This is a genomic window from Streptomyces sp. RerS4, assembly GCF_023515955.1.
Classification (GTDB): Bacteria; Actinomycetota; Actinomycetes; order Streptomycetales; family Streptomycetaceae; genus Streptomyces.
In genome coordinates this window covers 2,977,053-2,991,176 of sequence record NZ_CP097322.1, presented here as the reverse complement: position 1 = coordinate 2,991,176, position 14,124 = coordinate 2,977,053, and the positions used below count along the sequence as shown (strand labels likewise).

Sequence of the window (14,124 nt, the reverse complement as noted above, 5' to 3'; positions counted from 1 at the left end):
ACCCCCCGAGCCATGCGCCGCCGCCTGATCAACTCCACGCTCGCCGTGGTGCTCGTCGTGATCGCCGTGTTCGGGGTCTCCCTCGTCATCGTGGAGACCCGGACCATCACCAGCAGCGCCCAGGACCGCATCGGCTCCGAGGCGCTGCGCCTGCTGGGGACCGTCGAGGCGGACGCCCTGGAGCGCCGACCGGTCGACGCCGGCGCGCTCGCCGAACAGCTCGGCCTCGGCACGTACGCCCGCGTCACCGTCCCCGGGCAGCCCACCGTCGAGGTCGGAGACCGCATCGACGGCAGCGTCATCCGGGGCACCGCGCGCGGCGAGCAGGGTGAGCTGATCGTGGTCGAGGAGTCACGCTCCACCGTCACCCGCGAGGTCGGGCGCACCCTCGCCGTCGTCGGCGCGGTGGCGCTGCTGGCCGTCGTCGCGGCCGTCCTGCTCGCCCTACGCCAGGCCAACCGGCTGGCCTCCCCGCTCACCGACCTCGCCGAGACCGCCGAACGGCTCGGCTCGGGCGACCCGCGCCCCCGGCACAAGCGGTACGGGGTCCCCGAGCTGGACCGTGTCGCGGACGTCCTGGACGCCAGCGCCGAGCGGATCGGCCGCATGCTCACGGCCGAGCGGCGGCTCGCCGCCGACGCCTCCCACCAGCTGCGGACCCCGCTGACGGCCCTGTCGATGCGGCTGGAGGAGATCACGGTCACCGAGGACCTGGAGACCGTACGGGAGGAGGCGACCATCGCCCTCACCCAGGTGGAGCGGCTCACGGACGTCGTCCAACGGCTGCTGACGAACTCGCGCGACCCGCGCACCGGCTCGGCGGTCCCCTTCGACCTGGACGAGGTCGTCAAGCAGCAGATCGAGGAGTGGCGGCCGGCCTACCGCAGCGCCGGGCGGGCCATCGTGCGCTCGGGGAAGACGGGGGTCCGCGCCGTGGGCACCCCCGGGGCGGTCTCGCAGGTCCTGGCGACCCTCGTGGAGAACGCGCTGATGCACGGCGGCGGCACGGTCGCGCTGCGCACCCGCGTGATCGGCAACCAGGCCGTACTGGAGGTCACGGACGAGGGCCCCGGCGTCCCGCCGGACCTCGGCAACCGGATCTTCGAGCGGGCCATCAGCGGCCGCAACTCCACCGGCATCGGCCTGGCCGTGGCCCGCGACCTCGCGGAGGCCGACGGCGGCCGGCTGGAGCTGCTCCAGGCCAAGCCGCCGGTGTTCGCGCTGTTCCTCAGCCGCACCGCGCCGCAGCCGGCGGACCGGGAACAGACCGTCCGCTGACCGCCGGCGCGACGCGAGCACCCGGCGACGCGACCACCGGGCGACGGGACTACTGGGCCGCGGGCTCGGGCGTACGCGGCGTCGCCGGCACGTCCGTCGCGGGCACGTCCTGCGCGCCGTCGCGCTGGTCGACCACCAGCGAGGGAGCGGCCGGCGTCGGCAGGGCCTTGAAGACCCAGGTGCGGTAGGACCAGAAGCGGAAGACGGTCGCCACGCCCATGCCGAGGAACTTGAAGATGTTGTTCTGCAGCGAGCTGTCCCAGCCGAAGCCGTACGTGGCCACGTAGAGCACACCGCTCTCGATGACCATGCCGATGCCGCTGAAGAGGATGAACAGGACCATCTCGCGGCGCCGGCTGCCGAGGTCGCGGTCGCGGTAGGTGAAGTAACGGAAGCCGATGTAGTTCGTGATGATGGCCACGACGATGGCTATGACGTTCGCGCGCACGGTCTGCAGGTCGGTCGTGCTCCGGAGCAGGTTGAACACACCGAAATTGACCAGGACGCCCAGTCCGCCGACTGCGCCGAACTTGATGGCTTCACGGGCGAGGCCGCGCAAACGTTCGGACAGCGGTACAGCTTTCGGCGTGCTCATGTGATGGTTCAGTCCCTGTCCGTCGTCGTCACCCACGGCGTCACGGCCGGTGCGCGGGCGTCACTCGATTGCGTCAACCCGTCCATGTTAAGTGTCGCCCCCGGGCGCCGTACGTGCCTTCGGGGCCCGTGCGACGCACGGCACACGGGGTACGCGCCAGGCCACGTCCGGATGGCGGAATACCGACGGATACCCTGGAGCCGTGACGTTCCCGGTAGTCGGCATGGTCGGCGGCGGACAGCTCGCCCGCATGACCCACGAGGCGGGTATCCCCCTCGGTATCAAATTCAAGATCCTCAGTGACACACCACAGGATTCGGCGGCCCAGGTCGTGAGCGATGTCGTCATCGGCGACTACCGCGACCTGGAGACGCTGCGCGCGTTCGCGCGCGGCTGTGACGTGATCACCTTCGACCACGAGCACGTGCCCACCGAACACCTTCGGGCCCTGGAAGCGGACGGCATCCCCGTCCGCCCGGGGCCCGACGCGTTGGTGCACGCCCAGGACAAGGGGGTGATGCGCGCCAAGCTCGACGAGATCGGCGCCCCCAGCCCGCGCCACCGGATCGTCGCCGATCCGGCGGACGTGGAGGCGTTCGCGGCCGAGGTGGGCGGCTTCCCCGTCATCCTCAAGACGGTGCGCGGCGGCTACGACGGCAAGGGCGTGTGGTTCGTGCGCACCCCCGAGGACGCGGAGGCCCCGTTCAGGGCGGGCGTGCCGGTCCTCGCGGAGGAGAAGGTGGACTTCGTCCGCGAGCTCGCGGCGAACATCGTCCGCTCCCCGCACGGCCAGGCGGTGGCCTACCCCGTCGTGGAGTCCATCCAGGTGGACGGCGTCTGCGACACGGTGATCGCCCCCGCCCCGAACCTCTCCGAGGCCCTCGCCGGCGAGGCCCAGGCCCTGGCGCTGCGCATCGCGAAGGAACTCGACGTGACCGGCCACCTGGCCGTGGAGCTGTTCGAGACCGCCGACGGGCGCATCCTCGTCAACGAACTGGCCATGCGTCCGCACAACAGCGGCCACTGGACCCAGGACGGTGCCATCACCTCCCAGTTCACCAACCACGTCCGCGCGGTCCTGGACCTCCCGCTGGGCGATCCGCGCCCCCGGGCCCGCTGGACGGTCATGGCGAACGTGCTCGGCGGTGACTACCCCGACATGTACGCGGCGTACCTGCACTGCATGGCCCACGACCCGCAGCTGAAGATCCACATGTACGGCAAGGACGTGAAACACGGCCGCAAGGTCGGCCACGTCAACACCTACGGCGACGACCTGGACGATGTGCTGGAGCGCGCACGTCACGCAGCCGGCTACCTCAGAGGAACGATCACCGAATGAGCACCTCCCCCGCGGGCACGGCCCCCGTCGTCGGCATCGTCATGGGTTCGGACTCCGACTGGCCGGTCATGGAGGCCGCCGCCCAGGCGCTCGACGAGTTCGAGATCCCCTACGAGGTCGACGTGGTCTCCGCCCACCGGATGCCGCGCGAGATGGTCGCGTACGGGGAGCAGGCGGCGGACCGCGGCCTGAAGGCGATCATCGCCGGGGCGGGCGGCGCCGCCCACCTGCCCGGGATGCTGGCGTCCGTCACCCCGCTGCCCGTCATCGGGGTCCCGGTGCCGCTGAAGTACCTCGACGGCATGGACTCCCTGCTGTCGATCGTGCAGATGCCCGCCGGGGTTCCCGTCGCCACCGTCTCCGTCGCCGGCGCGCGCAACGCCGGCCTGCTGGCCGTACGCATGTTGGCCGCGCACGACCCGGAGCTGCTGGCCCGGATGCGGGACTTCCAGCAGGAGCTGAACGACCAGGCCACGGAGAAGGGCAAGCGGCTGCGGACCAAGGTCGCGGGCGCGGACTCCTTCGGATTCGGCAAGTGAGCGCGGCGCAGCGCCTGGCCGAGGCGCGTGAGCTGCTGGCCGAACACCCGATCGTCGACGGCCACAACGACCTGCCGTGGGCGCTGCGCCAAGGAGTCTCCCCCTCGCCGGAGGGGCGGAAGGTCCGCTACGACCTCGACCGGTGTGACCTCGCCGCCGACCAGAGCGACCGCCTGCACACCGACATCCCCCGGCTGCGCGCCGGCGGCGTCGGCGCGCAGTTCTGGTCGGTCTACGTGCGCTCCGACTACGCGGGCGACGAGGCGGTCAGCGCCACCCTGGAGCAGATCGACGTCGTCGACCAGCTGATCGCCCGTCACCCGCGTGACCTCGTACGGGCGCTGACGGCGGACGACATGGAGGCGGCCCGCGCCGGCGGCCGGATCGCCTCGCTGATGGGCGCCGAGGGCGGCCACTCCATCAACAACTCGCTCGCCACGCTGCGAGCCCTGCACCGGCTCGGCGTGCGGTACATGACCCTGACGCACAACGACACGATCGACTGGGCGGACTCGGCGACCGACGAGCCCCGGCACGGCGGCCTGAGCGACTTCGGCCGCGAGGTCGTCCGCGAGATGAACCGGATCGGCATGCTGGTCGACCTCTCGCACGTCGCCGCGACGACGATGCGCGACGCGCTCGCCGTCTCGACCGCGCCGGTGATCTTCTCGCACTCGTCGGCGCGGGCGATCTGCGACCACCCGCGCAACATCCCGGACGACGTCCTGGAGCTGCTGCCGGCCAACGGCGGCGTGGCGATGGCCACCTTCGTGCCGAAGTTCATCCTCCCCGCGGCGGTGGAGTGGACGCTGGCCGCCGACGAGAACCTGCGCGCGCACGGCTTCCACCACCTCGACACCACCCCCGAGGCGATGGCCCTGCACCGGGCCTTCGAGGCGGAGCGTCCGCGCCCGGTGGCCACGGCCGCCACGGTCGCCGACCACCTGGACCACATGCGGGAGGTCGCCGGCGTCGACCACATCGGCATCGGCGGCGACTACGACGGCACGGCCTTCACCCCGTCGGGCCTGGACGACGTGGCGGGCTACCCGAACCTGGTCGCGGAACTCCTGGCCCGCGGCTGGTCCCGCCCGGACCTGGCCAAACTCACCTGGTCCAACCCGGTCCGCGCCCTGCGTGACGCGGAATCGGCGGCGGCGTCCCTCTCGGCGACCCACCCCCCGTCGAACGCGTGCCTTTAGTCCCATTTCATCCCAGCCCCGCCGGCGTTTGAGGCGCAGGGGTCCGGGGGCGGGGCAGGGCGGGGCACCGCAGCCCCGCCCTGCCCCGCCCCGCCCCCGCCCGGCCAGGGCATGGGCATGGGCCACCCGATTGCCACACCCGTCGGGCACCCCCCACACCCTCCGTGTCACCGTGGCAGAACTCTCCCTGCGCCGCCGAGACCGGAGCGAACGCCATGGCCGACCTGCAGGATGAACCGCACGACCCCGCCCCCGCCGCCGGCGTCGAAGACGCCCCCGCGCCGCCCACCCCCGGCGGAGCCCCCGGCAGCGCCCTGGACCGCGCCGCCGAGCTGCTCGCCGAGCATCCCGTCGCGGACGGCTGCAACACCCTCGTCTGGACACTGCGCCAGAGCCCGTACCACGACATCGACACCCCGGACGGCGGTGTCGACACCGACATCCCCCGGCTGCGTTCCGGCGGGGTGGGCGCCCAGTTCTGGACGCTCCTGACCCCCCAGGAGCCGGCCGCCACCGACCACATCGTGTCGGAGACCCTCGAACAGATCGACGCGGCGCTCGCCCTGATGCACCGCTACCCCGACAGCCTGTGCCTCGCGCTGACACCCGACGACATGGCCGACGCCCGCAACCGCGGCCGGATCGCCTCGTTCCTCGGCCCCGTGTCCGGCCGTACGCTCACCGGCTCGCTCGGCGCGCTGCGCGCCTTCCACGCGCTGGGCGTACGCCTCCTCGCGCCGGCGGGAGCGCCCTGGGCGCAGGAGGGGCTGACGGCCTTCGGCCACGAGGTGGTGCGGGAGGCGAACCGGCTGGCGATCCTGTTGGACCTGACGGGCTGCCCGCCGCCGGCGGCCTGCCAGCTGGCCGGGGCCTCCAAGGCACCGGTGGTCATCTCGAACACGGGGGCGGCGGCGCTCAACCCGCACCCGGGCAACGTCACCGACGAGGTGCTGCTCGCCCTGCACGCGGCGAACGGGCTGGCGATGGTCACCTTCGACGCCGCCCGCACCGGGGATTCCCTGCACGCCGTCGCGGACCACGTGGAGCACGTACGCGCGCTCGCGGGCCCCGAGGGCGTCGGTCTGGGCGCCACCTTCGGCGCCGAGCGGGGCAGTGCCCGGCCGGCCGGTCTGACCGATCCCTCGGGCTACCCGAGGCTGATCGCGGAACTTCTGGAGCGGGGCTGGTCGGAAGCCGATCTCGCCCTGCTCACGTGGGGCAATGCCCAGCGGGTGCTGCGCGACGCGGAGTTCACGGCCCGCGCCGCACAGCACCGCAGAACGTCTTAGAACGTCCGTGCGGCGAGGGCCCGCTTCGGCAGGACGGTCGCCTTCCACAGGCGGAGGCCGGACCACACCGTGGCGTACAGCAGGAGGCCGTTGCGCGCGCACAGCAGGACCGTGCCGAGCGTGGTGTTCTCCAGGATGTCCGAGCCGTACCAGATCGGGAAGATCAGCGTGGTCAGGGCGTTGGCGACGACCAGCAGCCAGGCGATCGGACGCTGGGTGGTGTGCCGCGAGGTGAGGCAGACGGCGGCGAGGCCGAGCAGCCAGATCATGTACTGCGGGCTGATGACCCGGCTGGTCACGGTGAAGACCAGGATGGCGCAGAGCGCGGCGTCGAACGGCGTCGCGTTCGACCACCGGTTGGCCTTGACGCGCCACAGCAGGAGCAGCAGGAAGCCGACGACGGTCAGGCCGAGGGAGGCCCGCGCGATGCTCGACACGTACGGGCCGACGTACTCGAACGCGCCGTACTGGAAGTTGATCTTGCCGGGCCACAGGTCCACGAGCCGGGCCGCCATCAGCGCGGAACCGCCGAGGGACTCGACCTGCACGCCGCGGTCGCCCTGGTTGCCGAGGAAGCCGAACGTGTCGCGGAAGAGCAGGGCGAAGACGCCCAGCAGCGCGGCGCCGGACAGCGCCGCCGAGACGAGGGCGTCGCGCGTGGACTTGCCGCGCGGGGTGCCGAGCAGCGTGAGCAGCGGCCACACCTTGACCATGGCGCCGATGCCGGCGATGGCGCCGCCGAGCTTCGGGCGGTAGCGCAGGAAGAGCAGCGAGCCGACGGCGAGCAGGGTGACCTGGATGTCGTAGCGGGCGAACGGGGTCGCCATCATCATCGGCAGCGTGACGAGCCACAGCAGCGCGCCGGCCATGCTGCCGTCGTTGCGGCGGGCGACCCGTATCAGGCCGAGCAGGAGCACGCCGTCGCACAGGACGGTCAGCGCGACGAAGGCCTGGAAGTAGGTGAGGAACGGCAGCAGGTCGGGCGAGAGGAAGATCGCCGCGGCCGCCGGCGGGTACTGCCACATGATGTCGTTCTGCGGCAGCGTCCCCGTGACGAGGACGTTGTACCAGTTGTGGTAGGTCGCGGTGACCTCCACGCGTACGACGTTCGAGCTGTGGAAGTCGTTGACGAGCATCCAGAGCATCGCTGCCCGGGAGGCCAGCCAGAAGCCCGCGATGCCCAGCAGGGCTCCGCGTCCTCGCATGGCTGCTTCGAAGGATCCCCGCCGGTCACGCGTGGCGGGCGCCGCCGTCGCAGATGCGGTGGGGTTGGTCGGAGGGCTGCTGGTCGTGGTCATCGGCCCGAAGTCTACCCAGTCATTTATTCCACTTCTTTGACTGAGTCCCATCAAAAACGGGTATCCGTATACGCCCTGGTGGGGCCGCCGAACCCCGAGCTTCCTTACGGAAACAGGGGTGCGGGGCCCCGTGCGCGCGTCGTCCTACGCGTGCGGGCGCCCCATCGCGCGGTAGGTCCAGCCGGCCGCCCGCCAGCGGACGGGGTCCAGCGCGTTGCGGCCGTCGAGGATGAGGCGGTCGGTGACGGCCTCGCCGAGCGCGGCCGGGTCGAGCTCGCGGAACTCGCGCCACTCGGTGAGGTGCAGGACGACCTCGGCCGCGCGCGCGGCCTCCAGCGCGGAGTCGGCGTAGCCGAGGGTCGGGAAGACGCGGCGGGCGTTGTCCATGCCCTTGGGGTCGTAGACGGTCACCTGGCCGCCCTGGAGGTGGATCTGCCCGGCGACGTTGAGGGCGGGGGAGTCGCGGACGTCGTCGGAGTCGGGCTTGAAGGTGGCGCCGAGGACGGCGACGCGCTTGCCGAGGAAGGAGCCGCCGACGGCCTCGCGGGCCAGCTCGACCATGTGGCCGCGGCGGCGCATGTTGATGGAGTCGACCTCGCGCAGGAACGTCAGGGCCTGGTCGGCGCCGAGTTCGCCGGCTCGGGCCATGAAGGCGCGGATGTCCTTGGGCAGGCAGCCCCCGCCGAAGCCGATGCCGGCGCGCAGGAACTTCGCGCCGATGCGGTCGTCGTAGCCGATGGCCTCGGCGAGCTTGACCACGTCGCCGCCGGCCGCCTCGCAGACTTCCGCCATGGCGTTGATGAAGGAGATCTTGGTGGCGAGGAAGGAGTTCGCGGCGGTCTTGACCAGCTCCGCCGTCGGGAAGTCGGTGACCACCAGCGGGGTGCCCTCGGACATCGGGGTCTCGTAGACCTCGCGCAGCACCTTCTCGCCGCGCTCGCCCCGGACGCCGATGACGATCCTGTCGGGGTGCAGGGTGTCCTGGACGGCGAAGCCCTCGCGCAGGAACTCCGGGTTCCACGCCAGCTCCACGTCGGAGCCCGCCGGGGCCAGCTCCGCCAGCTTCGCCGCGAGCCGCGCGGCGGAGCCGACGGGCACGGTGGACTTGCCGACGACCAGGGCGGGGCGGGTCAGGTGCGGGGCGAGGGATTCGATCGCGGAGTCGACGTAGGACATGTCGCAGGCGTACTCGCCGTGCTTCTGCGGGGTGTTCACGCAGACGAAGTGCACGTCGCCGAAGGCGCCCACCTCCTCCCAGGAGGTGGTGAAGCGCAGCCGGCCGGTGGAGCCGGGCAGGCCGGCGACGTGCCCGGCGAGGAGTTCCTCCAGACCGGGCTCGTACATGGGGACACGACCCCGCGCCAGCATCTCGATCTTCTCGGGCACCACGTCCAGGCCGAGTACCTCGAAGCCGAGCTCGGCCATCGCGGCGGCGTGGGTCGCGCCGAGGTAGCCGGTGCCGATCACCGTGATCTTGAGGGGGGCCATGGGTGCTCCAGAGGTGCGGGGCCGTTTGCGGCACCCGAGCATAGTCCCGACCCCTGTGGGGGACGCTCCCCGCTGTCACGCGGACGCTCCCCGCTGTCACGCAGCTCACGTGCGCCGTACATATCGCGGGCGGGGAGCCGGACACTAAGATTTCGGTTACTTAACGGTAGTTAGCATCACGCATCACACATGGGGAGTGAGAGTCTTGGCGGGTTCTGCCGACTTCGACCTGTACCGCCCGGCCGAGGAGCACGACATGCTCCGCGAGTCCGTCCGCTCGCTCGCCGAGGCGAAGATCCTGCCGTTCGCCGCCGCGGTGGACGAGGAGTCCCGCTTCCCGCAGGAGGCCCTCGACGCCCTGGTCGCCAGCGACCTGCACGCCGTCCACGTACCGGAGACCTACGGCGGCGCCGGGGCCGACGCCCTCGCCACCGTGATCGTCATCGAGGAGGTGGCCCGCGTGTGCGCGTCCTCCTCCCTCATCCCGGCCGTGAACAAGCTCGGCTCCCTCCCGGTGATCCTCTCCGGGTCCGAGGAGCTCAAGGCCAAGTACCTCGGCCCGCTGGCCAAGGGCGACGCGATGTTCTCGTACGCCCTGTCCGAGCCCGACGCGGGCTCCGACGCCGCCGGCATGAAGACCCGCGCCGTCCGTGACGGCGACTTCTGGGTGCTCAACGGCGTCAAGCGCTGGATCACCAACGCGGGCGTCTCCGAGTACTACACGGTCATGGCCGTGACGGACCCGGAGAAGCGCAGCAAGGGCATCTCGGCGTTCGTGGTCGAGAAGTCCGACGAGGGCGTCTCGTTCGGCGCCCCGGAGAAGAAGCTCGGCATCAAGGGCTCCCCGACGCGCGAGGTCTACCTCGACAACGTCCGCATTCCGGCGGACCGCATGATCGGGGCCGAGGGCACCGGCTTCGCCACCGCCATGAAGACCCTGGACCACACCCGCATCACCATCGCGGCCCAGGCCCTCGGCATCGCCCAGGGCGCCCTGGACTACGCCAAGGGCTACGTGCGGGAGCGCAAGCAGTTCGGCAAGCCGATCGGCGACTTCCAGGGCGTCCAGTTCATGCTCGCGGACATGGCGATGAAGATCTCCGCCGCCCGCGCGCTGACCTACCAGGCCGCCGCCGCCTCCGAGCGCGGCGACGCCGACCTCACCTACCTCGGCGCCGCGGCCAAGTGCTTCGCCTCCGACGTCGCCATGGAGGTCACCACGGACGCCGTCCAACTCCTCGGCGGCTACGGCTACACGCGCGACTACCCGGTGGAGCGCATGATGCGCGACGCGAAGATCACGCAGATTTACGAAGGAACGAACCAGGTCCAGCGCATCGTCATGGCCAGGAACCTTCCGTAGTAAGTAATAAGGGGTCCTCGCGGATCCACGGCCCCCGGCGTGACGTGCGCCGGGGGCCGTCGCGCTGCCCCCGCCGCGCACCGTGCCGCGCCCCGCGCGCCGCGCTTTGTAACGATTCCGATCCAGCGGGCGGGCGTCGGGCCGGCGTGCGCCCCGGGGGCGGGCGGCGGGACGGGGCCGGGCGCCGTCCGCCGGGCGGACCGGGCCGCGTCGTGTGGCCCGGACGGGGGCGGAAGCTTCGGCGCTGAGCAGTGCGTCTTCGGCGCTGCACGCCGGCCGCCGGGCGTCCGCGGCCGACGGCGGAGGGCGTACGGGACCCGGTGGGCCGCCGGGGTGGGGAAGCCGCCGTAACCGGAACGTTGCCGGAGCCGGCCCGGCCGGGGCGCCTCGGGCCTTCGTACTTCCCCGGATGGGCTAACTTTGATGCTTCGTACGCCTGAACCGGTTGGGGAGAGAACAAAATGACGGAAGCGATCCTGCTGGTCGGCGGGCAGGGGACGCGACTGCGCCCCGTGACGGTGAACACCCCCAAGCCGATGGTTCCGGCGGCCGGTGTCCCGTTCCTCGCCCACCAGATAGCCAGGGCCGCAGCCGCCGGTGTCACGCACATCGTGATGGCCACCTGCTACCTCGCCGAGGTCTTCGAGCCCTACTTCGGCGACGGATCCGACTTCGGCATCACCCTCGAATACGTCGTCGAGGACGAGCCCCTGGGCACCGGCGGTGCCATCCGCAACGCCGCCCAGCGCCTCACGGGCGGTCCGGACTCCCCCGTCCTCGTCTTCAACGGCGACATCCTCACCGGCCTCGACATCGCCGGTCTGGTCGAGTCCCACCAGGCCGCCGACGCCGACGTCTCCCTGCACCTGGTGCGCGTCGAGGACCCGCGCGCGTTCGGTCTGGTCCCCACCGACCCCGAGGGGCGGGTGCTGGCCTTCACCGAGAAGCCGCAGACCCCCGAAGAGATCATCACCGACCAGATCAACGCCGGCTGCTACGTCTTCCGACGCAGCGTCATCGACTCCATCCCGGCCGGCCGACCGGTATCCGTCGAGCGCGAGACCTTCCCCGGCCTCCTCGCCTCCGGCGCCACGCTGCACGGCCACATCGAGGACACCTACTGGCTGGACCTCGGCAAGCCCGAGTCCTTCGTCCAGGCCTCGGCCGACCTCGTACGCGGTGTCGTGACCTCCCCGGCCGTCCCCGGCCCGCGCGGCGAGGCGCTCGTCCTCCCGGGTGCCCAGGTGGCCGACGGCGCCAAGCTCTCGGGCGGTACCGTGGTGGGTGCCGGCGCCCGGATCGAATCGGGCGCGGTCGTCCAGGGCTCGATCGTGCTGGACGGTGCGACCCTCGGCCCGGACACGGTGGTGAGCGCCAGCCTCATCGGTGCCGGCGCCTCGGTGGGCTCGCGCACGGTGGTGAACGGCGCGGTCATCGGTGACGGTGCCGTCGTAGGGGCCGACAACGAACTGCGCGCAGGGGTGCGGGTGTGGTGCGAGGCTGAACTGCCCGACGCCGCCGTCCGCTTCTCCTCCGACCGCTGACCAACTTCATCCAGTGAGGCTTAACCCTGTGATAGGCGAGCAGCAGACTTCCCGCGCGACCGACGTCGCAACCACGAAGCTCCCCGACACCTGGGCGCACACGCCGCTCACCGTGGTCATGCCGACCTACAACGAGGCGGGCAACCTGCCGGGCATGGTGGAGCTGCTCATGGGTCTCGACCAGCCGGGCCTGCGCCTGCTGATCGTCGACGACTCGTCGCCCGACGGCACCGGCAAGATCGCCGATGAGCTGGCGGAGGGCTTCCTCACCGAGGACGGCAAGCCGCGCATGTCGGTCCTGCACCGCACCGCGAAGGACGGCCTCGGCCGTGCCTACGCGGCCGGCATGGCCAAGGCCGTCGAGGACGGCGCCGAGTACGTGCTCCAGATGGACGCGGACGGCTCCCACCCGGCCGGCAAGATCGCCGAGATGCTGGGCGTGGCCCGTTCCACCGGCGCCGGTCTCGTCGTCGGCAGCCGCTACGTGCCGGGCGGCACCCTCTCCGACGCCTGGGGCGCGCACCGCAAGCTGCTCTCCCGCTGGGCGAACGCGTACGCGAGCACCATCCTCGGCACCCGCGTCCGTGACATCACGGGCGGCTTCAACCTGTGGAGCGCGGCCGCGCTGAAGGCGATCGACCTCGCGTCGATCGGCAGCGCCGGCTACAGCTTCCAGGTGGAGATGAAGTACAAGGCCCTGCGCCGGAACTTCCAGGTGATGGAGGTCCCGATCCACTTCGAGGACCGCACCGTCGGCGAGTCCAAGATGAACCTGGCCGTCCAGCTGGAGTCCATCGCCATGCCGTGGAAGCTGCGCGCCCGCGCGGGCAAGTAGCCTTCGGGGAACAGGCAACGCGAGAAGGGGCACCCCCCGCCGGGGGTGCCCCTTCTCGCGTTGACCGGAGCCTACGCCGCCTCCCGCACCTCCGTGCGCCCGCGCGGCGGGCGGCTCTCCAGGAACCGCTTCAGGCGCACCGCCATCGGCCGTTCCACGAACCGTTGGATGAGCCAGGACGCCAGCACCATCACCGCCACCGCCGACAGCATCAGCGTCCACGGCTCCACGTCCTTGTGCCACTTCGCGAGCAGGGTGATGCCGATCTGCTGGTGCAGCAGGTAGAGCGGGTACGACATGGCGCCCGCGATCGGCAGCCAGCGCCAGTCGACGCGGTCCAACCAGCCCAGCGCGACGGCGGCCATGACGACGTAGCACAGGGTCACGACGAGCAGGCACACCTCCCAGGAGAGCCGGTCGCCCTTGACCGTGTTCCACTGGACGATGTCGTTGAGCCGGCGCTGCATCAGCAGCCAGGAGAAGACCAGCAGCGCCCACGGTTCGCCGGCGCGCGGTCCCTCACGGCGGATCAGGTAGAAGCAGATGCCGGAGATGAACAGCGGCGAGTAGGTCGGGTTCGCCAGCACGTCCAGGATCGGCAGGCCCGAACCGGGGGCCAGCAGCGAGGCGATGGTCCAGATCCAGCAGAAGTTCAAGACCTTGCGGTACGTCAGACCGGTCCAGGCGACCACGGCGAAGATCAGGTAGAACCGCACCTCGGACCACAGGGTCCAGTACGACGGGTCCAGCGCGGTGGAGCCCAGCGGGGTCTGCACCATCGTCAGGTTCGTCAGGATCTGGCTCAGCCCCGGCCCGGAGCCCCCGAAGGGCTTCCCGACGGCCAGCAGCACACCCATGGTGAGCAGGACGCAGAACCAGTACGCCGGCGCGAGCCGGATCACACGGCTGCGCAGGTAGCTGCCGAGCGGGCGCCCCCAGGCCGACATGCAGATGACGAAGCCGCTGATCATGAAGAACAGCTCCACGCCGATCCAGGCGTAGCGGCCCACCGTGGTCAGCCACCCGAAGGCGTCCCCGCCCCACATCTCACGGCGCGTGTAGTGGTGGACGAGCACCAGGACCGCCGCCACGATCCGCAGTCCGTCCAGGATCCGCAGCCGAGGCCGCGCGGCGGCCTTCGCCGGTCCGGCCGACCCCGCCGACCCCGCCGACCCCGTCTGCCCCGTCTGCCCCGGCAGGGGGACGGCGCGGTCGGCGGGCAGGTCACGGAGACGCTCGCCGGCCTCCCGCCGCTCGTCGAGGGCGTGCGGGGACGGGTGCAGGGACATGGACGCTCCACGGGCAGGACGGACGCGTGCCCGCCGGTGCGGCGGCAGCGCCGGAGAAGGGC

At 71.6% G+C, this 14,124-nt stretch carries 12 protein-coding genes; 8 read left to right on the top strand and 4 right to left on the bottom strand.

All coding sequences use genetic code 11. From position 1 onward, the window contains the following. Positions 1–12 precede the first annotated feature (12 nt). Positions 13–1,278 carry a sensor histidine kinase gene (locus M4D82_RS13680; protein ID WP_249766312.1) on the top strand — a complete coding sequence of 422 codons (1,266 nt, stop codon included), beginning with the start codon at positions 13–15 and terminating at the stop codon, positions 1,276–1,278. A 49-nt stretch (positions 1,279–1,327) separates the two neighbouring features. Here the strand turns inward: M4D82_RS13680 and M4D82_RS13675 are convergent, their stop codons facing one another. Next, positions 1,328–1,873, bottom strand: coding sequence for a GtrA family protein (locus tag M4D82_RS13675; protein ID WP_249766311.1), 546 nt, complete (start codon positions 1,871–1,873; stop codon positions 1,328–1,330). Positions 1,874–2,075: 202 nt separating this feature from the next. On the opposite strand from M4D82_RS13675, the gene M4D82_RS13670 reads away from it, so the two are divergent. The 4 genes from M4D82_RS13670 (at position 2,076) to M4D82_RS13655 (ending at position 6,245) form a co-directional block, all read left to right on the top strand. Further along, positions 2,076–3,215: a 5-(carboxyamino)imidazole ribonucleotide synthase gene (locus M4D82_RS13670; protein WP_283844473.1), complete on the top strand. Its 1,140-nt coding sequence runs from the start codon at positions 2,076–2,078 to the stop codon at positions 3,213–3,215. Further along, positions 3,212–3,754: a 5-(carboxyamino)imidazole ribonucleotide mutase gene (purE, locus tag M4D82_RS13665; RefSeq protein ID WP_249766310.1), complete on the top strand. Its 543-nt coding sequence runs from the start codon at positions 3,212–3,214 to the stop codon at positions 3,752–3,754. Before M4D82_RS13670 ends, purE begins: the two co-directional genes overlap by 4 nt. After that, a complete protein-coding gene (locus M4D82_RS13660) occupies positions 3,751–4,956 on the top strand; it encodes a dipeptidase (protein WP_249766309.1) in 1,206 nt (401 codons plus the stop codon). The genes purE and M4D82_RS13660 overlap by 4 nt, the downstream gene beginning before the upstream one ends. 215 nt (positions 4,957–5,171) lie before the next feature. After that, a complete protein-coding gene (locus M4D82_RS13655) occupies positions 5,172–6,245 on the top strand; it encodes a membrane dipeptidase (RefSeq protein WP_249766308.1) in 1,074 nt (357 codons plus the stop codon). Here the strand turns inward: M4D82_RS13655 and M4D82_RS13650 are convergent. Further along, positions 6,242–7,450, bottom strand: a complete 1,209-nt coding sequence (locus M4D82_RS13650) for a glycosyltransferase 87 family protein (protein ID WP_249766307.1) — start codon at positions 7,448–7,450, stop codon at positions 6,242–6,244. The two genes, M4D82_RS13655 and M4D82_RS13650, sit on opposite strands and share 4 nt — an antisense overlap. 237 nt (positions 7,451–7,687) lie before the next feature. After that, positions 7,688–9,031, bottom strand: coding sequence for a UDP-glucose dehydrogenase family protein (locus M4D82_RS13645; RefSeq protein WP_249766306.1), 1,344 nt, complete (start codon positions 9,029–9,031; stop codon positions 7,688–7,690). A gap of 205 nt (positions 9,032–9,236) precedes the next feature. Here M4D82_RS13645 and M4D82_RS13640 point away from each other — a divergent pair, with 205 nt between their 5' ends. The 3 genes from M4D82_RS13640 (at position 9,237) to M4D82_RS13630 (ending at position 12,773) form a co-directional block, all read left to right on the top strand. Continuing rightward, complete coding sequence (locus M4D82_RS13640) at positions 9,237–10,394, top strand: acyl-CoA dehydrogenase family protein (protein ID WP_249766305.1); 1,158 nt, start codon at positions 9,237–9,239, stop codon at positions 10,392–10,394. Between the two features lie 461 nt (positions 10,395–10,855). Next, positions 10,856–11,938 (top strand): mannose-1-phosphate guanylyltransferase, encoded by a 1,083-nt coding sequence (gene manB / locus M4D82_RS13635; protein ID WP_249766304.1) that lies wholly within the window; start codon positions 10,856–10,858, stop codon positions 11,936–11,938. A 28-nt stretch (positions 11,939–11,966) separates the two neighbouring features. Further along, complete coding sequence (locus tag M4D82_RS13630) at positions 11,967–12,773, top strand: polyprenol monophosphomannose synthase (protein ID WP_249766303.1); 807 nt, start codon at positions 11,967–11,969, stop codon at positions 12,771–12,773. 71 nt (positions 12,774–12,844) lie between these two features. Here M4D82_RS13630 and M4D82_RS13625 read toward each other — a convergent pair whose 3' ends face one another. Next, complete coding sequence (locus M4D82_RS13625) at positions 12,845–14,062, bottom strand: acyltransferase family protein (protein WP_249766302.1); 1,218 nt, start codon at positions 14,060–14,062, stop codon at positions 12,845–12,847. Positions 14,063–14,124 lie beyond the last annotated feature (62 nt).

What these genes read in the sequence shown, in the direction of transcription:
- M4D82_RS13645 (WP_249766306.1), bottom strand. Translation starts at nt 9,031, where the DNA reads ATGGCCCCCCTCAAGATCACGGTGATCGGCACCGGCTACCTCGGCGCG.
- M4D82_RS13650 (WP_249766307.1), bottom strand. Translation starts at nt 7,450, where the DNA reads ATGCGAGGACGCGGAGCCCTGCTGGGCATCGCGGGCTTCTGGCTGGCC.
- M4D82_RS13655 (WP_249766308.1), top strand. Translation starts at nt 5,172, where the DNA reads ATGGCCGACCTGCAGGATGAACCGCACGACCCCGCCCCCGCCGCCGGC.
- M4D82_RS13675 (WP_249766311.1), bottom strand. Translation starts at nt 1,873, where the DNA reads ATGAGCACGCCGAAAGCTGTACCGCTGTCCGAACGTTTGCGCGGCCTC.
- purE (WP_249766310.1), top strand. Translation starts at nt 3,212, where the DNA reads ATGAGCACCTCCCCCGCGGGCACGGCCCCCGTCGTCGGCATCGTCATG.
- M4D82_RS13680 (WP_249766312.1), top strand. Translation starts at nt 13, where the DNA reads ATGCGCCGCCGCCTGATCAACTCCACGCTCGCCGTGGTGCTCGTCGTG.
- M4D82_RS13625 (WP_249766302.1), bottom strand. Translation starts at nt 14,062, where the DNA reads ATGTCCCTGCACCCGTCCCCGCACGCCCTCGACGAGCGGCGGGAGGCC.
- manB (WP_249766304.1), top strand. Translation starts at nt 10,856, where the DNA reads ATGACGGAAGCGATCCTGCTGGTCGGCGGGCAGGGGACGCGACTGCGC.